This is a genomic window from Stenotrophomonas sp. JAI102 (genome assembly GCF_013409105.1).
In the GTDB taxonomy this organism is placed as follows: domain Bacteria; phylum Pseudomonadota; class Gammaproteobacteria; order Xanthomonadales; family Xanthomonadaceae; genus Stenotrophomonas; species Stenotrophomonas maltophilia_AA.
In genome coordinates, this window is sequence record NZ_JACCCI010000002.1 from 527,553 (window position 1) to 551,593 (window position 24,041).

General features: G+C 67.1%; 24 protein-coding genes. 18 read left to right on the forward strand and 6 right to left on the reverse strand.

Annotation, left to right across the window (positions count from 1 at the left end; translation table 11 throughout):
* Positions 1–87: 87 nt before the first annotated feature.
* From HDC96_RS11020 to hslU, 7 genes are all read left to right on the forward strand, one after another.
* The gene (locus tag HDC96_RS11020; RefSeq protein WP_179460015.1) at positions 88–525 is read left to right on the forward strand and encodes a YbaN family protein; all 438 of its coding nucleotides are present in this window, start codon (positions 88–90) and stop codon (positions 523–525) included.
* Between the two features lie 156 nt (positions 526–681).
* Positions 682–933, forward strand: a complete 252-nt coding sequence (locus HDC96_RS11025; protein ID WP_179460016.1) for a lipoprotein — start codon at positions 682–684, stop codon at positions 931–933.
* Positions 926–1,780, forward strand: coding sequence for a diaminopimelate epimerase (gene dapF / locus HDC96_RS11030; protein WP_179460017.1), 855 nt, complete (start codon positions 926–928; stop codon positions 1,778–1,780). Before HDC96_RS11025 ends, dapF begins: the two co-directional genes overlap by 8 nt.
* On the forward strand, positions 1,777–2,454 hold the full coding sequence (locus tag HDC96_RS11035) for a DUF484 family protein (RefSeq protein ID WP_179460018.1): 678 nt from the start codon (positions 1,777–1,779) through the stop codon (positions 2,452–2,454). Before dapF ends, HDC96_RS11035 begins: the two co-directional genes overlap by 4 nt.
* Before the next feature lie 22 nt (positions 2,455–2,476).
* The gene (xerC, locus tag HDC96_RS11040) at positions 2,477–3,367 is read left to right on the forward strand and encodes a tyrosine recombinase XerC (protein WP_179460019.1); all 891 of its coding nucleotides are present in this window, start codon (positions 2,477–2,479) and stop codon (positions 3,365–3,367) included.
* Positions 3,368–3,458: 91 nt separating this feature from the next.
* Entirely contained in the window at positions 3,459–4,010 is a 552-nt protein-coding gene (gene hslV / locus HDC96_RS11045; RefSeq protein WP_019183676.1) for an ATP-dependent protease subunit HslV, read from the forward strand.
* A 60-nt stretch (positions 4,011–4,070) separates the two neighbouring features.
* Positions 4,071–5,444 carry an ATP-dependent protease ATPase subunit HslU gene (gene hslU, locus HDC96_RS11050; protein ID WP_179460020.1) on the forward strand — a complete coding sequence of 458 codons (1,374 nt, stop codon included), beginning with the start codon at positions 4,071–4,073 and terminating at the stop codon, positions 5,442–5,444.
* A 62-nt stretch (positions 5,445–5,506) separates the two neighbouring features.
* Here hslU and HDC96_RS11055 read toward each other — a convergent pair whose 3' ends face one another.
* On the reverse strand, positions 5,507–6,175 hold the full coding sequence (locus HDC96_RS11055; RefSeq protein ID WP_176988154.1) for a TetR family transcriptional regulator: 669 nt from the start codon (positions 6,173–6,175) through the stop codon (positions 5,507–5,509).
* A 231-nt stretch (positions 6,176–6,406) separates the two neighbouring features.
* Between HDC96_RS11055 and smeD the strand changes: the two genes are divergently transcribed.
* Genes smeD through HDC96_RS11070 form a run of 3 tightly spaced genes read left to right on the forward strand, consistent with a single transcriptional unit; the run spans position 6,407 to position 12,140 of the window.
* Positions 6,407–7,591 (forward strand): multidrug efflux RND transporter periplasmic adaptor subunit SmeD, encoded by a 1,185-nt coding sequence (smeD, locus tag HDC96_RS11060; protein WP_179460021.1) that lies wholly within the window; start codon positions 6,407–6,409, stop codon positions 7,589–7,591.
* Positions 7,592–7,603: 12 nt separating this feature from the next.
* Positions 7,604–10,750, forward strand: coding sequence for a multidrug efflux RND transporter permease subunit SmeE (gene smeE, locus HDC96_RS11065; protein WP_179460022.1), 3,147 nt, complete (start codon positions 7,604–7,606; stop codon positions 10,748–10,750).
* Positions 10,743–12,140 carry an efflux transporter outer membrane subunit gene (locus tag HDC96_RS11070; RefSeq protein WP_179460023.1) on the forward strand — a complete coding sequence of 466 codons (1,398 nt, stop codon included), beginning with the start codon at positions 10,743–10,745 and terminating at the stop codon, positions 12,138–12,140. Before smeE ends, HDC96_RS11070 begins: the two co-directional genes overlap by 8 nt.
* Positions 12,141–12,224: 84 nt before the next feature.
* Here HDC96_RS11070 and HDC96_RS11075 read toward each other — a convergent pair whose 3' ends face one another.
* The 3 genes from HDC96_RS11075 to HDC96_RS11085 form a co-directional block, all read right to left on the reverse strand.
* Positions 12,225–12,557 carry a hypothetical protein gene (locus tag HDC96_RS11075; protein WP_179460024.1) on the reverse strand — a complete coding sequence of 111 codons (333 nt, stop codon included), beginning with the start codon at positions 12,555–12,557 and terminating at the stop codon, positions 12,225–12,227.
* A 62-nt stretch (positions 12,558–12,619) separates the two neighbouring features.
* Positions 12,620–12,898, reverse strand: coding sequence for a hypothetical protein (locus tag HDC96_RS11080; RefSeq protein ID WP_179460025.1), 279 nt, complete (start codon positions 12,896–12,898; stop codon positions 12,620–12,622).
* 253 nt (positions 12,899–13,151) lie between these two features.
* A complete protein-coding gene (locus HDC96_RS11085) occupies positions 13,152–13,604 on the reverse strand; it encodes a nucleoside deaminase (RefSeq protein ID WP_176988159.1) in 453 nt (150 codons plus the stop codon).
* Positions 13,605–13,682: 78 nt separating this feature from the next.
* On the opposite strand from HDC96_RS11085, the gene ubiE reads away from it, so the two are divergent.
* Together ubiE and HDC96_RS11095 are read left to right on the forward strand one after the other, a co-directional pair.
* Positions 13,683–14,444 carry a bifunctional demethylmenaquinone methyltransferase/2-methoxy-6-polyprenyl-1,4-benzoquinol methylase UbiE gene (gene ubiE, locus HDC96_RS11090; RefSeq protein ID WP_019186052.1) on the forward strand — a complete coding sequence of 254 codons (762 nt, stop codon included), beginning with the start codon at positions 13,683–13,685 and terminating at the stop codon, positions 14,442–14,444.
* A 101-nt stretch (positions 14,445–14,545) separates the two neighbouring features.
* Positions 14,546–16,486 carry a M1 family metallopeptidase gene (locus tag HDC96_RS11095; protein ID WP_179460026.1) on the forward strand — a complete coding sequence of 647 codons (1,941 nt, stop codon included), beginning with the start codon at positions 14,546–14,548 and terminating at the stop codon, positions 16,484–16,486.
* 71 nt (positions 16,487–16,557) lie between these two features.
* Here the strand turns inward: HDC96_RS11095 and HDC96_RS11100 are convergent, their stop codons facing one another.
* Complete coding sequence (locus HDC96_RS11100) at positions 16,558–17,178, reverse strand: TetR/AcrR family transcriptional regulator (protein WP_179460027.1); 621 nt, start codon at positions 17,176–17,178, stop codon at positions 16,558–16,560.
* A gap of 130 nt (positions 17,179–17,308) precedes the next feature.
* Here HDC96_RS11100 and HDC96_RS11105 point away from each other — a divergent pair, with 130 nt between their 5' ends.
* The 3 genes from HDC96_RS11105 to HDC96_RS11115 all read left to right on the forward strand — a co-directional run bounded on the left by HDC96_RS11105 (position 17,309) and on the right by HDC96_RS11115 (position 19,789).
* Positions 17,309–18,355, forward strand: coding sequence for an MBL fold metallo-hydrolase (locus HDC96_RS11105; protein ID WP_179460028.1), 1,047 nt, complete (start codon positions 17,309–17,311; stop codon positions 18,353–18,355).
* 94 nt (positions 18,356–18,449) lie between these two features.
* Positions 18,450–19,181 carry a hypothetical protein gene (locus HDC96_RS11110; protein WP_179460029.1) on the forward strand — a complete coding sequence of 244 codons (732 nt, stop codon included), beginning with the start codon at positions 18,450–18,452 and terminating at the stop codon, positions 19,179–19,181.
* Between the two features lie 35 nt (positions 19,182–19,216).
* The gene (locus HDC96_RS11115; protein WP_179460396.1) at positions 19,217–19,789 is read left to right on the forward strand and encodes an HAD family hydrolase; all 573 of its coding nucleotides are present in this window, start codon (positions 19,217–19,219) and stop codon (positions 19,787–19,789) included.
* Positions 19,790–20,037: 248 nt separating this feature from the next.
* Here the strand turns inward: HDC96_RS11115 and HDC96_RS11120 are convergent, their stop codons facing one another.
* On the reverse strand, positions 20,038–20,976 hold the full coding sequence (locus HDC96_RS11120) for a carbohydrate kinase family protein (protein ID WP_179460030.1): 939 nt from the start codon (positions 20,974–20,976) through the stop codon (positions 20,038–20,040).
* 275 nt (positions 20,977–21,251) lie between these two features.
* On the opposite strand from HDC96_RS11120, the gene HDC96_RS11125 reads away from it, so the two are divergent.
* The 3 genes from HDC96_RS11125 to mreD all read left to right on the forward strand — a co-directional run bounded on the left by HDC96_RS11125 (position 21,252) and on the right by mreD (position 24,040).
* Positions 21,252–22,298 carry a rod shape-determining protein gene (locus tag HDC96_RS11125; protein WP_019186044.1) on the forward strand — a complete coding sequence of 349 codons (1,047 nt, stop codon included), beginning with the start codon at positions 21,252–21,254 and terminating at the stop codon, positions 22,296–22,298.
* 156 nt (positions 22,299–22,454) lie between these two features.
* Positions 22,455–23,558, forward strand: coding sequence for a rod shape-determining protein MreC (gene mreC / locus HDC96_RS11130; RefSeq protein WP_179460031.1), 1,104 nt, complete (start codon positions 22,455–22,457; stop codon positions 23,556–23,558).
* Complete coding sequence (gene mreD, locus HDC96_RS11135) at positions 23,555–24,040, forward strand: rod shape-determining protein MreD (protein WP_179460032.1); 486 nt, start codon at positions 23,555–23,557, stop codon at positions 24,038–24,040. Before mreC ends, mreD begins: the two co-directional genes overlap by 4 nt.
* Position 24,041 lies beyond the last annotated feature (1 nt).

Genomic DNA, 24,041 nt, shown 5'->3' on the forward strand with positions numbered 1-24,041 from the left:
CACGCTGTACGCCGACGACCCCGTGTCGTCGGCTGCCGCAGGCGGGTGCCCATCGCGGCGGCCCGGCCGGGTCGCTATGCTGGGGGCATGTCCCGGCCCGAACACCCCGTGGTTTCCGACGTGCCGGCTGAGCGGGGACGGGTGCGTTTCCGCTGGGCGTGGTGGCTGCTGGCCTACGTCAGCCTGGGCACCGGCATCGTCGGCATCTTCGTGCCGGGCCTGCCCACCACGGTGTTCATCCTGATCTCGGCCTGGGCCGCCTCGCGCGGTTCCGAGCGCCTGCACAACCGCCTGCTGGCGCACCCGCAGTTCGGCCCGGCGATCCGCAACTGGCAGGCGCATGGCGCGGTCAGCCGCCGTGGCAAATGGATGGCGAGCCTGACCATGGCCGTGTGCGCGGGCATCATGCTGTGGTGCGTGCCGGTCGCCTGGGTGAAAGGGATCTCCATCGGCAGCATGGCCTGCGTGGCGCTGTGGCTGTGGACCCGGCCGCTGCCGCCAGGAGACACGCACCGACCCCGGTAGTGGCGGCCGCTGGCCGGCACCCACGAGCCCGTCAGGATGTGCGGGGAGCCGGCCAGCGGCCGGCACTACCGGGGTGCCTCCCAGGGTGTGATGTCCGCGCTGCCCGTTCATCCAGCCAGCACCCAAGCGCTCAAACACCGCGGCTATACTCGGAGGATGAAGACATCCCCCCGTACCCTCATCTCCCTGACGCTGGCCGCCTCGGCGCTGCTGGTGCTGTCGGCCTGTGGCAACAAGGGCCCGCTGGTTATGCCGCAGAAGCCTGTCCCGGTCGAAGAACAGCTGGTCGAACCGGCTGCCGACGACGCCGCGCCGCCGGCCGCCGATGCCGATACCGATACCGATTCTCCGGTGGTTCCCGATCCCGTTGACGCCCCGGCGTTGAAGGCCAATGACGGGAATGAGTAAGTCGAACACCTCCGCGGCGCTGCGCTTCACCAAGATGCATGGGGCCGGCAATGATTTCGTGGTGTTGGACCTGCGCGATGGCAGCGCGCCGCCGGATGCTGCGCTGGCCGCGCGTCTGGCCGATCGCCACACCGGCGTGGGCTGCGACCAGATCCTGACCATCGAGCCGCCCAAGGCAGAGGGCTCGGTCGCCTCCTATCGGATCTGGAATGCCGATGGCAGCAGTTCCGAGCAGTGTGGCAACGGCGCGCGCTGCGTGGCGGCCTGGTTGGTGCGTGATGGGGCAGCGACCGGCAGCACCTTCGCGATCGACAGCCCGGTCACCACGCATGCGGTCGAACGCCTGGGCGAAGACCAGTACGCGGTGGCCATGGGCGTGCCGCGCTTCGAGCCGGAGAAGGTGCCGCTGATCGGTTTCGCCCGCGCCCGCGAGGAATACCTGTTGCCGTTGCAGGGCGACACGGTGCGCTTCGGTGCGGTGTCGATGGGCAACCCGCACGCCGTGATCGAAGTGGGCCTGGTCGATGCCGCCCCGGTCGAGCGCCTGGGCCCGTTGCTGCAGCAGCACGCCTCGTTTCCGAAATCGGTCAACGTCGGTTTCGTGCAGGTGCTCGGCCCGCAGCACGCGCGCCTGCGTGTGTACGAGCGTGGTGCCGGCGAAACCCTGGCCTGCGGCAGTGGCGCCTGCGCAGCGGCCGTGGTGATGATGCAGCGCGGTCGCCTGCAGCGCGATGCCACGATGTCGCTGCCCGGCGGCGACCTGCGCATCCGCTGGCCGGCCGATGATGCACAGATCGTGATGTCCGGACCCGCAGCCTTCGTCTTTGATGGGGAGTGGAACGCATGAGCGAGACCGCCGAGAAAATCGGATCGCATGAAGTAGCCGCCTGGCTGCGTCGGCATCCGACCTTCCTGAAACAGTTCCCGGACCTGGCCCTGACCCTGGTGGTGCCGCGCGATGACGGCCCCACCGCGTCGCTGGCCAGTTACCAGCTGGAAGTGCTGCGCGACAAGAACCGTGAGCTGTCGCGAAGGTTGGCCGATCTGGCTTCCAACGCGCAGATCAACGAGCGCTTGGCCGTGCGCACGCACCAGCTGACCCTGGCACTGATGAAGCAGGACTCGGCGGCGGACACCCTGCGGGCAATGGCCGCCTCGCTGGAAGAGGATTTCGCCGGTGATCTGGTCCGGCTGATCGTGCTGCATCCGATCGCCGGGCTGGAACAGGCGCCATGGCTGCAGGTGATCGAGGAGAGCAGCCCGTTGCTGGGCGTGTTCCGCGACTGCCTGAAAGACGGCGAACCGATCTGCGGCCGCCTGCAGCCGGAAAAGAACACCGTGCTGTATGCCGGGCGCGCCGAAGAAGTGCAGTCCAGTGCGTTGCTGCCGCTGCCGGGTGTCGGCCTGATCGCGGTCGGCAGTCATGACGGCAATCGGTTCTATCCCGGCATGGGCACGCTGTTCCTGCGCATGATGGGCGAGTCGCTGGTCGTTGCCCTGCAGCGTTTCCCGTCGCCCTGATCGCCCGTCGAGCGGCGTCGTCGTGAGTACCGCGCAGGACTTCCTGTCGCATCTGCAGGTGGAACGCCGCATGTCGGCGCACACGCTGGATGCCTACCGCCGCGACCTGGACGCGCTCGCGGCGTGGTCGGACGGGCAGGGGACCGTCATCGACACGCTGGACAGCGCGCAGCTGCGCCAGTTCATCGCCGCCGAACACCGCCGTGGATTGTCGCCCACCTCGCTGCAGCGTCGGCTTTCGGCGTGCCGCAGTTTCTATGCGTGGCTGCTCAAGCACCACCGCATCGCCGCCAATCCGGCCACGGGCCTGAAAGCGCCCAAAGCACCGCGCAAACTGCCGCAGGTGCTCGATGCCGATGAAGCCGTGCAGCTGGTCGAACTGCCGACCGACGCACCGCTCGGCCTGCGTGATCGCGCGCTGCTGGAGCTGTTCTATTCCTCCGGGCTGCGCCTGAGCGAACTGTGCGCGCTGATCTGGCGCGACCTGGATTTCGATACCGGCCTGGTCAACGTGCTGGGCAAAGGCAACCGCGAGCGCCGCGTGCCGTTCGGCTCGCACGCGCGCAGCGCGCTGCAGGGCTGGCGGGCCGAGAGCGGCGGCGCGGCGACCGCACCGGTGTTCCCCGGGCGCAAGGGAGGCCCCATCACCCAGCGCGCCGTGCAGATCCGCATCCGCCAACTGGCCCAGCGCCAGGGCCTGTTCAAGCACGTGCACCCGCACATGCTGCGGCACAGTTTCGCCAGCCACATCCTGGAATCCTCCGGTGACCTGCGCGGCGTGCAGGAGCTGCTCGGCCATGCCGACATCGCCACCACGCAGATCTATACCCATCTGGACTTCCAGCACCTGGCCAAGGTCTACGACGCCGCGCACCCGCGTGCCAAGCGCCGCAAGAGCGACAACGAAAGCTGAATCGATCCGCTGCGGCATCCTGGCGCAGGGCGGGGCGGGTTGAAGCGTCGGGCAGAGACCCCACCTCAGTCTTTGTCACCCCGGAGGCTCCATGGACCCCAGTCAGAACCCCAACGTATTTCATGCCACCACCATCATCTCGGTGCGGCGTAATGGACATGTCGCCGTCGCCGGCGATGGCCAGGTCACGCTCGGCCACACGGTGATGAAGGGCAACGCCCGCAAGGTGCGCCGTCTGGGTCGCGAGGGCCAGGTGCTGGCCGGTTTCGCCGGTGCCGCCGCCGATGCCTTCACCCTGTTCGAGCTGTTCGAGGCCAAGCTGGAAAAGCATGGCCAGCTGCAGCGCGCCGCGGTGGAGCTGGCCAAGGACTGGCGCACCGAGCGCCGCCTGGGCAAGCTCGAAGCGCTGCTCGCCGTCGCCGACAAGGACACCTCGCTGATCATCAGTGGCACCGGTGATGTGATCGAACCGGAAGACGGCATCATCGCGATCGGTTCCGGCGGCTCCTATGCCCTGTCGGCCGCCCGCGCGCTGATGGCGCATACCGAACTGGACGCCCGCACGATCGCCACCGAGTCGATCAACATCGCCGGCGACATCTGCATCTACACCAATCGCAACGTGGTGGTCGAGGAGCTGTAAGCGTAGTGCCGGCCGCTGGCCGGCAACCTCGAAAAACCACATTCATTCGTGAGCACACCCATGCCGCACAAGATTGAAGTTTCTTCCGCCACCATGACCCCGCGCGAGATCGTGCAGGAGCTGGACCGGCACATCGTTGGCCAGCACGACGCCAAGCGCGCGGTCGCCATCGCGCTGCGCAACCGCTGGCGCCGCATGCAGCTGCCGGCCGAGCTGCGCAACGAAGTCATGCCCAAGAACATCCTGATGATCGGCCCGACCGGCGTCGGCAAGACCGAGATCGCGCGTCGCCTGGCCACGCTGGCCAATGCGCCGTTCGTCAAGGTCGAGGCCACCCGTTTCACCGAGGTCGGCTACGTTGGCAAGGACGTGGAGCAGATCATCCGCGACCTCGCCGATACCGCAGTCAAGCTGTATCGCGAGCAGGCCAAGGTGCGTGTGCGCACCCAGGCCGAAGAGCGCGCCGAAGACCGCATCCTCGATGCGCTGCTGCCGCGCCGCAGCACCGGTATCGGCTTCGATGCCGAAGCGGCACGCAATGAGCCGTCCGCGCAGGACAACGAGACCCGCATCAAGTTCCGCCGCATGCTGCGCAACGGTGAGCTGGACGATCGCGAGATCGAACTGGAAGTGTCGGCCAACGTCAGCATGGACATCATGACCCCGCCGGGCATGGAGGAAATGGGCCAGCAGCTGCGCCAGATGTTCTCCAGCATGGGCGGCGCGAAGGCGCAGAAGCGCACGCTGTCGATCAAGGCCGCGCGTCCGTTGCTGATCGAGGAAGAGGCCGGCAAGCTGGTCAACGAAGACGACATCCGCAGTGCGGCGATCGAGGCCTGCGAGCAGCATGGCATCGTGTTCATCGATGAGATCGACAAGGTCGCCAAGCGCGGCGACAACGTGGGCGGTGGCGATGTCTCGCGCGAAGGCGTGCAGCGCGATCTGCTGCCGCTGGTGGAAGGCTCCAACGTGTCCACCAAGTACGGCACGATCAAGACCGACCACATCCTGTTCATTGCCTCCGGTGCGTTCCACCTGGCCAAGCCCAGCGATCTGATCCCGGAACTGCAGGGTCGTTTCCCGATCCGCGTGGAGCTGGGCGCACTGAGCAAGCAGGACTTCGTGCGCATCCTGACCGAGCCGAAGGCCGCGCTGACCAAGCAGTACGAAGCGCTGCTGCAGACGGAAGGTGTCTCGATGAAGTTCACCGTCGATGCGGTGGACCGTCTGGCCGAGATCGCCTTCCAGGTCAACGAGCGCCAGGAAAACATCGGCGCGCGTCGCCTGCACACCGTGCTGGAGCGCCTGCTGGATACGCTGAGCTATGAGGCCCCGGACCGCGATGGCGAGACCATCAGCATCGACCAGGCATATGTCGATGCGCATCTGGGTGAGCTGGTGCAGGATCCGGACCTGAGCCGCTACATCCTGTAACGGCACGCAACGATCGGGTGGTAGGAAGAACGGCGGCACTTGGGTGTCGCCGTTTTTTTGCCTCAGACCTCGTCGTCGGTCGGCAGCGCCGTCGGCGGGGCGCCCGGGGTGAACACACCCGGTTTGACGAAGGCACTGAAGATCGCATCCAGCGTCTGCATGCCGTCGCGCTGGATCTCGAACAGCTCAGGCTCCAGCATGGCGCTGTACAGCACGCCGGTCAGGCTGGTGCTGACGATCCGCGCCACCGTTTCGGCATCCACGTGATCGCGCAGCTGGCCCAGCTCGCGTGCGCGCTCGAGCGCGGCGGCGATGATCGCCAGCTCCTCGCGGGATGCCTCGCGCTGCAGTTCCTGCATCGCCTGGCTTTCCACCGACAGATCGTTGCGCAGCATGATTTCCATCATGTTGCGCAGCCGCTCGTCCTCGGCCAGCTCGCGGAAGGACACCAGCAGCGCCGAACGCAGGTCCAGGATCGGCGTGCTGCGCTTGGCCGAGGTGGTGCGGCGCATCCGCTCGATGAAGGGCACGCGCTCGCGGTCGATCATCGCGGTCAGCACTTCGGCTTTGTTCTTGAAGTGCCAGTACACCGCGCCGCGGGTAAATCCGGCGCGCGCGCCGATCATCGCCAGGCTGGTGCCGGCGACCCCGTATTCATGGAAACAGACCTGGGCCGCGTCGAGGATGCCCTCGCGGGTGGCCTGGGCCTCTTCTTTGGTTTTTCTGGCCATTGCGCTGTGCAGTTGCTGGATGAAACCGGCCTGAATTGTACCGCTTTACAAACAAACATGCATGTATGTATATTTGCGCCCCACTGATCCTCAGCGAGGACTGCCTGCGCATGCCGGCGGGTCTCGTTTCGGATATTTGCCGTCATTTGCTGCCTGTTTGTCGTCATTCTTCGCTTTTATCGGAAGTCGGCTGCAGGCGCGCCCTTTTCCGTCTGCGAGCCCCCTACCGCCATGTCCAGAACCCCGTACCGTCTTCTCGCGCTGTCCTTCGCGATCGCCCTGACCGTGTCCGCCTGTGGCGGTGGTGAGCAGGAGGGTCCGCAGGGCGGCCCCGGCCAGGTCACCGTGGCCACTCTGAAGGCCGAGCAGGTCGGCCTGACCCGTGAGCTGCCGGGCCGCACCAATGCCTTCCTGGTCGCTGAAGTGCGCCCGCAGGTCAACGGCATCGTGGCCAAGCGGCTGTTCACCGAAGGCGGCCTGGTCACTGCGGGGCAGCCGCTGTATCAGCTCGATGACGCGAGCTATCGCGCCCAGGCCAACAGCGCGCGTGCCCAGCTGGCCCGCGCCGAAGCGACCGCGAATGCCGCACGCCTGAGCGCCAGGCGCATCGGTGAGCTGGCCAAGGTCGAGGCGGTCAGCACCCAGGACAACGAGAACGCGATCGCCGCGCTGAAGCAGGCCGAGGCCGATGTCGGTGCCGCGCGTGCCTCGCTGGACGCCGCCAACGTGACGCTGGGCTATGCCCGCATCACCGCGCCGATCAGCGGCCGGATCGGCAAGTCCTCGGTCACCCAGGGCGCGCTGGTCAGCGCCGGGCAGGCTGAAGCGCTGGCCACCGTGCAGCAGTTGAACCCGATCTATGTCGACCTGACCCAGTCCGCCAGCGAGCTGCTGCAGCTGCGCCGCGAGCTGGCCAGCGGCCGCCTCCAGGACAACCAGACCCTGCCGGTGACGATCCTGCTCGACGACGGCACCGAGTTCGACCACAAGGGCACGCTGGAATTCTCCGAAGTCAGCGTCGACCCGACCACCGGCAGCTACGCGCTGCGGGTCAAGGTCGAGAACCCGGACCAGGTGCTGATGCCGGGCATGTACGTGCGTGCCCAGGTCGGCAGCGGCGTGCGCGAGAACGCGATCCTGGTGCCGATGCAGGGCATCGCTCGCGATCCCAAGGGCGATACCAGCGCCATGGTGGTCGGCAAGGACGACAAGGTCGAAGTGCGGCAGGTCAAGGTCAGCCGTTCGCTCGGCGACAAGTGGCTGGTGGAAGACGGGCTCAAGGCCGGTGACAAGGTCATCGTCGAAGGCCTGCAGAAGATCCAGCCGGGCATGCCCGTGCAGGCCACCGAAATGGGCGCGGCCCCGGCCCCGGCCAAGCCGGCCGCCGCGCCGGCGGCTGCCGCCGCCCAGCAGTAACCGGAGAATTCCATGGCACGTTTTTTCATTGATCGCCCCATCTTCGCGTGGGTGATTGCGATCATCATCATGCTCGCCGGTGGCCTGGCGGTGCTCAAGCTGCCGGTGTCGATGTACCCGGAAGTGGCACCGCCGGCCGTCGAGATCAGCGCCAGCTATCCGGGTGCATCGGCCAAGGTGGTCGAGGACTCGGTGACGCAGATCATCGAGCAGAACATGAAGGGCCTGGATGGCCTGATCTACTTCTCCTCCAACAGCTCCTCCAATGGCCAGGCCACGATCACGCTGACCTTCCAGAGCGGCACCGACCCGGACATCGCCCAGGTGCAGGTGCAGAACAAGCTGCAGCTGGCGATGCCGCTGCTGCCGCAGGAAGTGCAGCGCCAGGGCATCAACGTGGCCAAGTCGAGCAGCGGCTTCCTGCAGGTGCTCGGCTTCGTGTCCGAAGACGGCAGCATGGATGCCAACGACATCTCCGATTACGTCGGCTCCAACATCGTCGATCCGCTGAGCCGGGTGCCGGGCGTGGGCAACATCCAGGTGTTCGGTGGCAAGTACGCCATGCGCATCTGGCTGGACCCCAACAAGCTGCACACCTACAAGCTGTCCACCGCCGAAGTGATCGCCGCGATCACCGCGCAGAACGCGCAGGTCGCCATCGGCCAGCTCGGCGGCGCGCCGTCGATCAAAGGTCAGCAGCTCAACGCGACCATCAATGCGCAGGACCGCCTGCAGACCCCGGAGCAGTTCCGCAACATCATCGTGCGCAGCGCGCAGGACGGTGCCGAACTGCGCCTGGCCGACGTCGCCCGCGTGGAGCTCGGCGCGGAATCGTACGACTTCGTGACCCGTTACAACGGCAAGCCGTCCTCGGGCATCGCGATCACCCTGGCCACCGGCGCCAACGCACTGGCGACCGCCACCGGCGTGCGCGCCGCGCTGGATGAGATGCAGCCGAACTTCCCGGCCGGCCTGAAGGCGGTGGTGCCGTATGACACCACGCCGTTCGTGCAGGTCTCGATCAAGGGCGTCATCAAGACCCTGATCGAAGCCATCGTGCTGGTGTTCCTGGTGATGTACCTGTTCCTGCAGAACTTCCGCGCGACCCTGATCCCGACGATCGCGGTGCCGGTGGTGCTGCTGGGCACGTTCGGCATCCTGGCCGCGCTGGGCTTCTCGGTGAACATGCTGACCATGTTCGCGATGGTGCTGGCGATCGGCCTGCTGGTCGATGACGCGATCGTGGTGGTGGAGAACGTCGAGCGGATCATGTCCGAGGAAGGACTGTCGCCGCTGGAAGCCACGCGCAAATCCATGAGCCAGATCACCGGCGCGCTGGTCGGCATCGGCCTGGTGCTGTCGGCGGTGTTCGTGCCGATGGCCTTCATGAGCGGTGCCACCGGCGTCATCTACCGCCAGTTCTCGGCCACGATCGTCTCCGCGATGGCGCTGTCGGTGCTGGTCGCGATCGTGCTGACCCCGGCGCTGTGCGCGACCATGCTCAAGCCGCTCAAGAAGGGCGAACACCACGTGGCCCACAAGGGCTGGTCGGGCCGCTTCTTCAATGCGTTCAACCGCGGCTTCGACAGCTCCAGCGCGAAGTATCAGCGCGGCGTGCGCGGCATTCTCGGCCGTCCGTGGCGCTTCATGGGCGTGTTCGCCGCCCTGGCGCTGGTGATGGGCCTGCTGTTCATGCGCCTGCCCAGCTCGTTCCTGCCCAATGAAGACCAGGGCATCCTGATGGCGCTGGTGCAGACCCCGGTCGGTGCCACCCAGGAACGCACGCTGGAATCGATCGACAAGCTCGAAAAGCACTTCATGGAGAACGAGGCCGACGCGATCGAGTCGATCTTCTCGGTGCAGGGCTTCAGCTTCGCCGGCATGGGCCAGAACGCGGGCATGGCCTTCGTCAAGCTCAAGGACTGGAAGGACCGCGATGCCGATCAAGGCGCGATGCCGGTGACCGGCCGTGCGATGGCCGCGCTGGGCGGGATCAAGGACGCCTTCATCTTCGCCTTCCCGCCGCCGGCGATGCCGGAACTGGGCATCGGCTCGGGCTACACCTTCTTCCTGAAGGACACCAGCGGTGCCGGTCACCAGGCACTGCTGGACGCACGCAACCAGCTCCTCGGCATGGCCGGGCAGAGCAAGCTGCTGGCCAACGTGCGCCCGAACGGCCAGGAAGACACCCCGCAGCTGCGCATCGACATCGACGTCGGCAAGGCGAGCGCGCTGGGGCTGTCGCTGGAGGCGGTCAACACGACGCTGGCGGCAGCCTGGGGCAGCAGCTACATCGATGACTTCATCGACCGTGGTCGGGTCAAGCGCGTGTATGTGCAGTCCGATGCGCCGTTCCGCATGAACCCGGAGGACTTCAAGCTGTGGTCGGTCAAGAACACCGCCGGTGAGATGGTGCCGTTCTCGGCCTTCGCCAGCCAGCGCTGGGACTACGGTTCGCCGCGCCTGGAGCGCTACAACGGCGTATCCGCGATGGAGATCCAGGGCGAGCCGGCCCCGGGCGTGGCCTCGGGCGATGCGATGAACGAAGTGGAGAAGCTCGCCAAGCAGCTGCCGGCCGGTTTCGACATCGAGTGGACCGCGCTGTCCTACCAGGAACGCCAGGCCGGTTCGCAGACGCCGCTGCTGTACACGCTGTCGCTGCTGATCGTGTTCCTGTGCCTGGCCGCACTGTACGAAAGCTGGAGCGTGCCGACCTCGGTGCTGCTGGTGGCCCCGCTGGGCATCCTCGGCGCGGTGCTGGCCAACACCATGCGCGGCATGGAGCGCGACATCTACTTCCAGGTGGCGATGCTGACCACGGTCGGCCTGACCAGCAAGAACGCGATCCTGATCGTGGAGTTCGCCAAGGAAAACCTGGAGAAGGGCGCCGGCCTGATCGAGGCGACGATGCACGCCGTGCGCGACCGTCTGCGCCCGATCATCATGACCTCGCTGGCCTTCGGCCTGGGCGTGCTGCCGCTGGCGATCGCCTCGGGTGCCGGTTCCGGCGCACAGCAGGCCATCGGTACCGGTGTGCTCGGCGGCATGCTGGTCGGCACGGTGCTGGGTGTGTTCTTCATCCCGCTGTTCTTCGTGGTGGTGCAGCGCGTGTTCAATCGGAAGAAATATGGCAAGAACGCAGGAGGTTCCGATGCGTAAGCCCTTGATGGCCAGCCTGGCGCTGGCCGTGAGCCTGGTGCTGTCCGGCTGCTCGACCCTGGAGCCGCGCAGCACCGAAGTCGCCCCGGCGATTCCCTCGCAGTGGCCTGCCACGGCCACCGCGGGAGAACAGACCGCAACGGCTGATGTGGCCGACATCGGCTGGCGCGACTTCTTCGTCGATCCGCGCCTGCAGGCGGTGATCACCCAGTCGCTGGACAACAACCGCGACCTGCGCGTGGCCGTGCTCAATGTCGAGCGCGCCCGGGCGCAGTACCGGATCCAGCGCGCCGATCGCGTGCCGGCCATCGGCGTGCAGGGGCAGATGACCCGCAGTGGCGGCGATGCCCCGGTGACCGAGCAGTTCAGTGCGAACCTCGGCGTAGTCGAGTTCGAACTGGACCTGTTCGGGCGCGTGCGCAATCTGAGCCAGGCCGCGCTGCAGCAGTACTTCGCCGAAGCGGCCAACCGCCGCAGTGCGCAGCTGTCGCTGGTCGCCGAGGTGGCCAACGCATGGCTGACCCTGGGCGCCGACAGCGAACAGCTGCGGATCGCCCAGGCGACGCTGGCGACCTATGAGGACTCGCTGCGCCTGACCGAGGCCCGTCGTCAGCTCGGCGGCGCCTCGGCGCTGGAACTGAGCCAGACCCGTACGCTGGTGGAAACCGCGCGCACGGATGTGGCGCGCTTCGCCGGGCAGGTCGCGCAGGACCGCAATGCGCTGGTCCTGCTCGCCGGTGGACCGATCGATGCGTCCCTGCTGCCGCAGGCCGAGGTGACCGACGTGGCCAGCGTGCGTCCGCTGCCGGCCGGCGTGCCGGGCGACGTGCTGCTGCGGCGACCGGACGTGATGGCCGCCGAGCACGTGCTGCTGTCGGCCAACGCCAACATCGGCGCGGCGCGCGCGGCGTTCTTCCCGTCGATCAGCCTGACCGGCAACATCGGTTCGGCCTCGTCGGAGCTGTCGGGTCTGTTCGACAGCGGCACCCGGGTGTGGAGCTTCATTCCGAAGCTCACCCTGCCGATCTTCCAGGGCGGCAAGCTGCGCGCGAACCTGGGCATGGCGACCGCCGACCGCGACATCGCGCTGGCGCAGTACGAAAAGGCGATCCAGTCCGGCTTCCGCGAGGCCGCCGATGCGCTGGCACTGAACGAGAGCCTGGATGCGCAGCTGTCTTCGCAGCAGGCGCTGGTGGCCGCGGCCGAGCAGGCGCAGCAGTTGTCGCAGGCCCGCTATGACGCCGGCCTCGACAGCTTCCTGACCTTGCTGGATGCGCGGCGTACCGCGTACGCCGCACGCCAGTCGCTGGTCAGCACGCAGCTGGCGCAGCAGTCCAATCAGGTGGCGTTGTACAAGGTGCTCGGCGGCGGTTGGCACGAGCGCGGCTGAGGTATCACGGGTGCGGCCACGCGGTCGCACCCTGGCGGCTGCTGCCGCGGATCAGCGCATCGCGCTTGATCTGGATCGTGGCGGTCAGACGCGGGCGTGCAGCCGCGGGCGCGATGCCTGGTCCTGGCGGCCGGCATGGTAGACGTGTTCCCAGCACTCGTCGACGAACTGGCGTGCCTGTTCTTCGGACAGGCGCGGCATGATCTGCAGCGCGTAATGGGTCTGGAACATTTCATCGCGCTGCTCATCGCTGGCACGCGGCTGCGTGATCAGCGAATCGCAGGCGAATTTGATCCACGGCACGTAATGGCCGAACGAGCCCGTCCCGAGGTTGCCGTCGGCATGACGCTGGCGCCAGTGGCTGACTTCGGCGTCGACATCGATGACGGCAGGGATGGAGATCTGGGCGGAAGACATGGTCACTTCAGTCTGGGAAGAAGGGAATCTGGATGATGGCGTAGAGCGCGGTGCAAGCGATGTCATGGCGATGTGGAGCCTGTGTGGCGGCGTTGGCTGCGGTGTTCGCCCAGCAGATGCGCGTGGTGGACCACGCCCAGGCGTTCGGCCAGGGTGGCCAGCCGGTTGCAGACCGCGACGCGGTGATGGGGATGGCGCCGCGTCAACTCATCCTGGATCGCCTGGTAGGCATCCCAGAAAGGTGCGGCGTTGTGGTGGCGTGCGTAATGCACCTGCAGTCTTTCCCACGCGTCCATCAACGCAGGTTCGCCGGAGGAGGTGCGGCGGGTTTGGGCATGCATGACGTCTCCTCGACGATGGTGCCCCCTGTGCAACCACCTTAAGACGTTCATGCAGTCGCGTTGTTAGGAGCGCGTGTTCGCCGTGTCCGGCAGCGGTCGACGGCGCGTGATGGCGCCACGCGCAGACACCCACGGCACAGGGGCCTGCGCGCCGGCCGTCTCACTGAAGCATTCAGAACGCTGCAGCGCCCGCGCGCGCCGCAAGGGAGCGCGCGGGGCTCTTCCGCGCGGATCCGCGCGGAAGGGGGCGTACTTACTCGCCGATGTCTTCGTTCCAGACCTCGGGATGGGCGTTGATGAAGCCGCCGAGCAGGTCGATGCAGGCCTGGCTCTGCATGTCGATCACGGTGACGCCGTTCTCGCGCAGCCAGTCGATGCCGCCCTGGAAGGTGACCGATTCGCCGACCACCACGGTACCGATGTTGAACTGGCGCACCAGCCCGCTGCAGTACCAGCACGGGGCCAGGGTGGTGACCATGATCGTGTCCTGGTACCGGCGTTGGCGGCCCGCCTTGCGGAACGCATCGGTCTCGCCGTGCACGGACGGGTCGCCTTCCTGCACGCGGCGGTTGTGGCCGCAGCCGAGCAGGCGGCCATCGTTGTGGTACAGCGCGGCGCCGATCGGGATGCCGCCTTCGGCCAGGCCCTGGCGGGCTTCGGCGATGGCGGTCTCGAGCAGGGCGGCGTAGTCGGGGGTGGTGATCATGCGCAATCCAGGGACGTGAAGGCCTTCATCATAGTGGGCGGCCTGCCGCAACGGCGCCGGCGGTGCGATAATCGTCCCATGAGCGAATCCCCCTACAAGACTGGCACCACCCATTTCGGCTTCCGCGATGTCGCTGCGAAGGACAAGCAGAAGCTGGTGGGCGAAGTGTTCACCTCGGTCGCGCGCAGCTACGACCTGATGAACGATCTGATGAGCCTGGGCATCCACCGGGCGTGGAAGCGCTACTACGTAGCCACCGCGCAGGTGAAGCCGGGTGACCGCGTGCTCGACCTGGCCGGCGGCACCGGTGACATCGCCGCGCTGATCAAGGAGCGGGTCGGGGACGAGGGTGAAGTGGTGCTGGGCGACATCAACGCCGGCATGCTCTCGGTGGGCCGCGACCGGCTGACCAACCGCGGCCTGGTCGCGGGCCTGAACTACGTCCAGTGCAACGCCGAAGCACTGCCGTTCCCGGACGCGAGCTTCGATCTGGTCACGATCGCCTTCGGCCTGCGCAACGTCACCGACAAGGAAGCCGGCCTGCGCGAGATGCACCGCGTCCTCAAGGTGGGCGGCCAGGCACGCGTGCTGGAATTCTCCGAAGTCACCGCGGACTGGTTCAAGCCGATCTACGATTTCCACTCGTTCAAGATCCTGCCGAAGCTGGGCCAGCTGTTCGCGCGCGATGGCGACAGCTACCAGTACCTCGCCGAGAGCATCCGCAAGCATCCGCCGCAGGAGCAGCTCAAGGCGATGATGGCCGAGGCCGGTTTCGAGCGGTGCCATTACAAGAACCTGACCGGCGGGATCGTCTCGATCCACTCCGGCTACAAGCTCTGACGCGTCGCGCAGCCAACTGAATGCGCAGACCGCCACGTACGGCCTGCGCGCGGTGCCGGGACAGGGGTAAACTGGTCGTTTCACCCCGATCGGTCCCGTTCATGCGATCTCCGTTCCTGTTGATTCCCCTGGCCGTCGCCCTGGCGTCCGGCTGCTCCAAAGAACCGGCGGCTCCGACCGTCGATCCCACTGCCAACGCGCCGGCGGGCACTGCCATGAAAGCGGACAGCCGCAGCCACGATGAAAGCTCGTACGCCGAGCCGGACAAGGTGGTCGTCAAGGACCTCGCGCTGGATCTGAAGCTGGATTTCGACAGCAAGCAGATCGGTGGCACCGCGACCTACACCCTGGAGTGGAAGGACAAGGCCGCCAAGCAGCTGGTGCTGGACACCCGCGAGCTGAGCGTGGAGAAGGTCGAGGCGATCGCCGCCGACGGCAAGACCGCGCCGCTGGCCTTCGTGCTGGCGCCGGCCGACAAGGTGTTCGGCAGCAAGCTGAGCATCGAGACCCCGGACCAGCCGGCCAAGGTCGTGATTACGTATCACACCGCACCGACCGCCTCGGGCCTGCAGTGGCTGGAGCCGTCGATGACGGAGGGCAAGAAGCTGCCCTTCATGTTCAGCCAGTCGCAGGCGATCCACGCCCGTTCCTGGGTGCCGTTGCAGGACACCCCGAGCGTGCGCTTCACCTACAGCGCGCATGTGGTCTCGCGCCCGGACGTGATGGTGCTGATGAGCGCCGACAACGATCCCAAGGCCGCGCGTGATGGTGATTACACCTTCAAGATGCCGCAGCCGATCCCGTCCTACCTGCTGGCCATCGCCGCCGGCGACCTGGTGTTCGAGCCGATCTCCGGCCGCTCCGGCGTGTGGGCCGAACCGACCATGGTCGGCAAGGCCGCCAAGGAGTTCGAAGACACCGAGAAGATGATCGGCGCCGCCGAGAAGCTCTACGGTGAGTACCGTTGGGGCCGCTACGACATGCTGGTGCTGCCGCCGTCGTTCCCGTTCGGTGGCATGGAAAACCCGCGCCTGACCTTCGCCACCCCGACCGTGATCGTCGGCGACAAGTCGCTGGTCTCGCTGGTCGCCCACGAACTGGCGCACAGCTGGTCGGGCAACCTGGTGACCAACGCCAGCTGGAAGGACATCTGGCTCAACGAAGGCTTCACCACCTACGTGCAGGGCCGCATCACCGAGGCGCTGTACGGCCAGGAAATGGCCGAGATGGAGCGCGAGATCGACCAGAACGATCTGCTCGCCGAAGTGAAGGACATGAGCCCGGCCGACCAGGCCCTCGCCCTGCCGCCGCTGAGCGAGCGTGACCCGGACGAGGCATTGAGCCAGGTCGCCTACGTCAAGGGCGCGTGGTTCCTGCAGTTCCTGGAACAGCGTTTCGGCCGCGAGACCTTCGATCCGTTCCTGCGCAGCTGGTTCGATGACCACGCCTTCCAGAGCGCCAACACCGACCAGTTCGTCGAATACCTGAAGAAGAACCTGCTGTCCAAGAAGCCCGGCGCCGTCACCGATGCCGAGCTGAAGGCATGGCTGGACGAGCCGGGCATTCCGTCGTTCGCGACCAAGGCCCGCTCGCGCAACTTCTCCATCGTGGATACCGCACGCATCGCGTGGCAGGGCAGCAACACGCTGCCGAATGCGCAGATCACCGGCGAGTGGGGCACCCAGGAATGGGTGCACTTCATCGACGGCCTGGGCAAGACCCTGCCGGTCGAGAAGCTGGCTGCGCTGGACAAGGCGTACCACTTCACCGGTACGGCCAACGGCGAGATCGCGATGCGCTGGTACCCGCTGACGATCCGCAGTGGCTACAGCGACGCGAACGAGGCCGCCGGTGCGTTCATCGAGCGCGTTGGCCGCCGCAAGCTGATCCTGCCGATCTACGCCGAACTGGTGAAGACGCCGGAAGGTCTGGCCTTCGCCAAGGCGGCCTTCGCCAAGGCGAAGCCGGGGTATCACCCGATCACCACCGGCTCGGTCCAGGACATGCTGGACAAGGCCGAGGCGGGCACGGCCAAGCCGTAACCGCCAGACGTATCGGTTGAACGAAAAACGGCGGGGAAACCCGCCGTTTTTTCATGCCTGGGCGCCAGCGCTCAGACCGCGCGCACGGCCAGGAACATGTCCACGCAGTCGTGCATCACCTGCTGCTGCTGCGCCGGTGCCAGCGGTGGCTGGCCGAAGGTGATCTGCGGCCAGAACGCAAACGCCTTGAGCATCGCCTGCAACTGGTGGGCCGCCTCGGCGGGCGGCATCTCCGCGCGCAGCCGGCCATCGGCCTGGGCGGCGCGGATCCAGCCGGTCAGGCCTTCTTCCTTCTCGGCCAGCTTGTCCATCATCGCGCGCGCCCGTTCGGGCGTGTGCACCAGCTCGGCCATCGCCACCCGGGACAGATCGATGAAGCCGGGGTCGTCGAGCAGGCGCATCTTCCGCGCCGCGAACACCAGCAACTGATCGCGCAGCGGCCGTGCCGGATCGTACGGCACGACATCCAGCGCCTGGCTCGCCTCGAACAGCTGCCACAGGATCGCGGTGAACAGTTCGTCCTTGCTGGCGAAGTGGTTGTAGACGGTGCGCTTGGACACCTCGGCCGTGGCCGCGATGCGGTCCATGCTGGTGCCGGCGAAGCCGAACGTGCGGAACTCGGCTACCGCCGCCTCAAGGATGGCCGCGCGCTTGCGGTCGGTCAGGCGGGTAGGGCGGTCGGAGGGGCTCATGCCGCCACTTTACACCGTTCAGTTTACTTTTCGGAAAAGGTAAGTACACTCGCCGGTGTACTTTCCAGGGCAAGCCCCGATGACGCGTCGCCTGCCTCGATTCCTCCTCCTTCTGACGGTGTTGATCGCCATGTCCATTGGCCTGTTGACCTGCGGTGCCCGCCCGGCTGCCGCCTATGACCAGTCGCCGCAGTTCGGCGACGGGCGCTTCCACAATCCGGTCGGCAAGAGCGCGCTCGGCTTCGTCGGCACGCTGGGCGTGATGTGGAAGTTCCTGTTCGATAAGCCGGCCGATGCCAGCCCGCTGGCGCCGATCCCGGTGCAGGCGCTGACCCGCCAGGCCCTGCTCGACGCGCCCGATGACAGCCTCTGGCGGTTGGGGCACTCGACGATGCTGATGAAGCTGGACGGCCATTTCTGGCTGACCGACCCGGTGTTCGCCGAGCGCGCCTCGCCGATGTCCTTCATGGGGCCCAAGCGGTTCCACGCCCCGCCGTTGAGCATCGACGAACTGCCGCCCATCACCGGCGTGATCATCTCCCACGACCATTACGATCACCTCGACCACGCGGCCATCCTCGCGCTCGCGCCGAAGGTGCAGCACTTCGTCACCGCGCTCGGCGTGGGTGACCGTTTGATCGGGTGGGGCGTGCCGGCGGCGAAGGTGGTGCAGCTGGACTGGTGGCAGGACACCCGCGTGGAGGGCCTGAAGATCGTCGCGACGCCGGCCCAGCATTTTTCCGGGCGTACCCTGGCCGACGGCAACCGCACGCTGTGGGCCTCGTGGGTGATCGACACCGGGCATACCCGCCTCTTCTTCAGCGGTGACACCGGCTACTTCGACGGCTTTGCCCGCATCGGCGAGCGCTACGGCCCGTTCGACCTGACCATGATCGAGACCGGCGCCTACGACGCGCAGTGGCCGGACGTGCACATGCAGCCCGAACAGAGCCTGCAGGCGCACCTGGACGTGCGCGGCAGGGTGATGATGCCGATCCACAACGGCACCTTCGATCTCGCGCTGCACCCGTGGACCGAGCCGTTCGAACGCATCACCACGCTGGCGCAGGAGCAGGGCGTGGCGCTGACCGCGCCGCACATGGGCGAGCGCCTGGATATCCGCGCACCGGCACCGTCCACCCAGTGGTGGCGCGAAGGGCAGCCGGCCACGCCGTGATGGTGGCGCCGAACGGCGTCGTGCCGGCATGACGCGCTTGGCGATAAAGTAGGCGCAGGCGCTTGGCGCGCCATCGTCCAACACGGAGCACCCAATGAAGCGACTGATCCTGGTAGCGGCCTGCGCCTTCGCGCTGACCGCCTGCAGCAACCCCGAGGCCGAGCGCCAGGCGCAGCAGGCCGCCGCAGCCGCCGCCAAGGCGCAGCAGGAAGAGAAGGCCGAAGGCGTGGCCAAGCAGTACGACATGGCCGTCGCGGCGCAGGATTGGGAACGCGCGCGCATCCACGGCGGCTCGCTGCTCGATCAGTACAAGGACACCGACGTGGCTGCCCGGATCGAACCGGGCTACGCCGAGGTCAAGGCCAAGGCTGAAGCCGCGCGCGAGACGCGCCGCCTGCAGGCGCTGTGGCAGTACAACAAGATTCCGGTCGGGACCAAGGGCATCCAGGCCTCCGCGCAGATCTACAGCAAGGAGCGGGTGGATGTGGACGGCAGCGGTGCCAAGCCGGTGCAGCTGGTCTTCCGCGACCATCCCGAGTGGAAGCGCCACGCCTACCTTGTGCTGCAGGCCGGCGATTTCCGCTGCCCGAAGTGCCAGGTCAAGGTGACCGTCGACGACGGCAAGCCGGTCGCGATGGCGGCCTGGCGCCCGGATACCGATGAGGCGATCGCGATGTTCATCACCGACCAGAAGGCGCTGTGGAATCTGGCGCGCAAGGCCAAGGTGATCAGCATCGAATTCCCGGTCAAGGCCGGCGGCACGCGCACGGCCGTATTCGAGACCGGCGGCGTGGACGCCAGCCAGATGCCGCAGTGGTGGCAGTGAGCGGCCTACCGGCCCTCCGTCACTGGGTGTTCGACATGGACGGTACGCTGACCGTGGCGGTGCATGATTTCCAGCGCATCAAACACGAGCTCGCGATCCCGCAGGAAGACGACATCCTGACCCACCTCGCCGCGCTGCCGGCCGAGGTGGCGGCGGAGAAGCATGACTGGCTGCTCGCACACGAACGCGCGCTGGCGGAGCACGCGCAGGCCGCTCCCGGTGCCGTGGCCCTGGTACGCGCGCTGCACGGTGCGGGCTGCCGGCTGGGCATCCTGACCCGCAACGCGCGCGAACTGGCCGAACTGACGCTGCATGCGATCGGTATAGGGGACATGTTCGCCACCGACGACATCATCGGCCGCGACGAAGCCCAGCCCAAGCCGTCACCGGCCGGGCTGCAGTACTTCGTTGAGCGCTGGCAGGCAGCTCCCGCCGGGATGGTGATGGTCGGTGATCACCGTTTCGACCTCGAATGCGGTCGTGCCGCCGGTACCCGCACCCTGCTGGTCAACACGCCGGACAACCCGTGGCCGGGCCTGGCGTGCTGGCATCTGGCCGACTGCGGCGAGGTGCTGGCGGCGTGGGAAGGAAAGCGGGTTTCGGCCTGATCGCACCGAACAAGGCCTGCCGCATGCTCTGCTGACGGTGGACCCGAACAGTAGCCAGGCATGGCCTGGCTCTACCCCCATCACCCCCTCGAGTCCCCCCTGGTGGAGAGCCCCCTTGATGTTCAAGGGGGCGCGCCAACGGCGGGGGGATAAGGTGGGATGCGCGGGCCGGTTGCGCCACAGGCGCAGTCGGCTCAAGGGGGCGCGCCGAAGGCGGGGGGATAAGGTGGAATGCGCGGGCAGTTTGGTTACGCGTTCAACGCGTAACCAAACTGCTGCTTGAACTGCTCATTGAACTCATCAAACGTGAAGCGCTGGTTCTGGGTGCCCGGGTGCTCGACCTTCAGCGCGCCCATCAGGTTGCCCATGCGGCCGATGGTCAGCCAGTCGTAGCCCTTCTCGATGCCGTAGATCAGGCCGGCGCGGAAGGCGTCGCCACAACCGGTCGGGTCGACCACGCGGCGCTCGTGCGCCGGCGGGATGTCATAGGTCTTTTCCGGGGTGTGGATGACCGCGCCTTTCGGGCCACGGGTCGTGATGTAGGCCTTGACCCGGCTCACGATCGCCTTTTCATCCCAGCCGGTGCGCTCCTGCAGCAGGTTGGACTCGTAGTCGTTGACCACCACGTAGTCGGCCTGTTCGATGAAGGTGCGCAGTTCCGGGCCGTTGAACAGCGGCATGGCCTGGCCCGGGTCGAAGATGAACGGCACGCCGCCCTCGAAGAATTCCTGCGAGTTCTGGATCATGCCCTCGCGCCCGTCCGGGCCGACCAGGCCCAGGGTCACGCCCGGCACGTCCTTCACGTGGTTCTCGTAGGACCGCATCATCGCGCCCGGGTGGAAGGCGGTGATCTGGTTGTTGTCGTGGTCGGTGGTGATGAACGCCTGCGGGGTGAACAGCTCGTCGATCACCTTGACCCGGCTCAGGTCGATGCCCAGGCCCTGGAAGTACTCGCGGTACGGGCCGAAGTCCGAGCCCACGGTGCCCATCGGGATCGGCTCGCCGCCCAGCAGGTACAGGTTGTAGGCGATGTTGCCGGCGCAACCGCCGAATTCACGACGCATGCGCGGCACCAGGAACGACACATTCAGGATGTGCACCTTGTCCGGCAGGATGTGATTCTTGAACTGGTCCGGAAACACCATGATGGTGTCGAAGGCAAGAGAACCACAGATCAAAGCGGACATCGAGTAAGGCCTATGCGGAAGGGAGTTTGAGGCCCGTCGGGCGGGCAACGAAACGGCGCCTCGCGGCGCCCTGCGGCGCAAAGGTTAACGGGTGAGGCGGCTTTGGGCCAGAACCCGGGCTGTCCGGATTGGCCTGAATGGCCGTGAAGGCTGGCTTTCGGCCAGATTTGTCCTTGCTCGCGCACAGGGGGATTGCTAGGCTTGTCGACCTCGAATTCTGCCCATTTTTTCGCCATCCCGCGTTGGGCGCGACACCCCTCAGGATCAACTCCCAGATGTTCAAGAAACTGCGTGGCATGTTCTCCAATGACCTGTCCATCGACCTGGGCACGGCCAACACCCTCATCTACGTGCGTGGGCAGGGGATCGTGCTGAACGAGCCGTCGGTCGTGGCCGTGCGCCAGGACCGTGCCATCGGTGGTACCCGTTCCGTGGCTGCCGTGGGCGCCGAGGCCAAGCAGATGCTCGGCCGTACCCCGGGGCATATCACCACCATCCGCCCGATGAAGGATGGCGTCATTGCCGACTTCACCTACACCGAGGCGATGCTCAAGCACTTCATCAAGAAGGTCCACAAGTCGCGCTTCCTGCGCCCGAGCCCGCGCGTGCTGGTCTGCGTGCCGGCCGGCTCGACCCAGGTCGAGCGCCGCGCGATCAAGGAATCGGCCGAGGAGGCCGGTGCGCGCGACGTGTTCCTGATCGAAGAGCCCATGGCCGCTGCGATCGGCGCCGGCATGCCGGTGACTGAAGCGCGCGGCTCGATGGTCATCGACATCGGCGGCGGCACCACCGAAGTGGCGGTGATCTCGCTGAACGGCATCGTCTACTCGGCCTCCGTGCGCATCGGTGGCGACCGCTTCGACGAATCGATCACCAACTACGTGCGCCGCAACCACGGCATGCTGATCGGTGAAGCCACCGCCGAGCGGATCAAGGTCGAGCTCGGCTGCGCCTACCCGCAGGCGGAAGTGATCGAGATGGAAATCTCCGGTCGAAACCTCGCCGAGGGCGTGCCGAAGATGATCAAGATCAACTCCAACGAGGTGCTTGAAGCCCTGCACGAGCCGCTGTCGGGCATCGTCAGCGCGGTCAAGCTGGCGCTGGAGCAGACCCCGCCGGAACTGTGTGCCGACGTCGCCGAGCGCGGCATCGTGCTGACCGGTGGTGGCGCCCTGCTGCGCGACATGGATCGCCTGATCTCCGAGGAAACCGGCCTGCACGTGCAGGTGGCCGATGACCCGCTGACCTGCGTGGCCCGCGGTGGTGGTCGTGCGCTGGAGCTGGTGGACATGCACGGCAACGAGTTCTTTGCGCCGGAGTGAGCCGTACCGGCCGTGTATCGTAGACACGCCTCTGCGGCGTGATGCCTCCGGTGAGCCCCGCTCACCGGGCGTCACCTCGCCGGGGCGTTGTCGCATGCTGTTCCCGCTGCGCTCTCGTTCCGCGCGCTTCATCCACACTTTTCCCAGTCGACGCCTGTGCCGCCTTACGCCGGTCCTCCCGTAGCCTCCCGCCAGGGCGATGCCGCCAGTCCGCTGCGCCTGCTCGCATACCTGGCGTTGGCCATCACCCTGATCGTGCTCGATGACCAGGCCGGCTGGCTGTCGCGCCTGCGCGCGCAGGCCAACGTGCTGGTGCAGCCGGTGTGGGCGCTGGCCGGCCTGCCGGGTCGCCTGGGCACCCAGGTCAAGGACAACGCGGCCAGCCACGGCCAGCTCGTCAGCGAGAACCGCGAACTGCGCAACCAGCTGCTGATCGCCAATGCGCGCCTGACCCGCCTGCAGACCGCCGCGCTGGACAATGCCCAGCTGCGCGAGCTGCTCAACGTGGCCGAGCGCAGTGGCCTGGACGTGCAGCTCGCCCCGATCCTGGATATCGACCTGGACCCGGTTCGCCAGCGCCTGGTGCTGGCCGCCGGCACCCGCGATGGCGTGCATGTCGGCCAGGCGGTGATCGATGCCGGTGGCCTGATGGGCCAGGTGATCGCCACCACCGGCAACAGCGCGACCGTGCTGCTGCTCACCGACCCCGACCACGCGGTGCCGGTCACCGTGGCCCGCAACGGCGTGCGCCTGATCGTCTACGGCCGTGGCGACACGCTCGAACTGCGCGACATTCCGCTCAGCGCCGGGGTGGAAGTGGGCGACGAGATCGTCACCTCCGGCCTGGGCGGGCGCTTCCCGGCCGGGTTCCCGGTCGGCAGCATCACCGCGCTGCGCCCGGATGACACCCATGCCTTCCTGGTCGGCGAGCTGAAGCCGGCCGCCCAGCTCGACCGCGGCCGCGATGTGCTGCTGCTGCGCCCGGGCGAGGCGATCCGCATCCCGCCGAACCTGCGTCGCGACGCGGGTGAAGCCGGCGAAGCCGGTGGACCGGCCGTTCGTGAGCCTGCGGCGCACGAACGGACTCAGCCAGATGCGTCTGCGACGAATCCGGCTGCCGGGGGGGCATCTCACCTTATCCCCGCGCCTTCGGCGCGCCCCCTTGAACAACAAGGGGGCTCTCCTCCAGCCGGGACACCGGTAGTGCCGGCCGCTGGCCGGCAGCCGCAGCCAAGCCAATCGCAGGTACCGCAACCATGAGCCGCCTGCGCGACAAACCCTGGGTGCTGCCGGTCAGCCTGGTGGTCGCCCTGCTGCTCGGCCTGCTGCCACTGCCGGCCCTGCTGCAGCCGCTGCGCCCGTACTGGCTGGCGCTGGTGCTGGCCTACTGGGTGATCGAAACACCGGACCGGGTCGGCCTGGGCATCGCCTTCGCCAGCGGCGTGATCGCCGATCTGCTCTATGGCGGCGTGCTCGGCGAGCAGGCGCTGCGGCTGGTGATCCTGACCTTCATCCTGCAGCGCTTCCGCGCGCGCATCCGCTTCTTCCCGATGTCGCAGCAGATACTCGCGATCGGCGGCCTGCTGTTCAACGATCGCATCGTCAGCGCGGTGGTGCACATCGTGGTCGGCGAGCCGACCCTGCCGTGGTCGTACTGGTGGGCGCCGCTGCTGGGCATGGCGCTGTGGCCGCTGGCGTTCGTGCTGCTGGACGCCCTGCGCTTCGGGCGACGCGGGCGCTGAC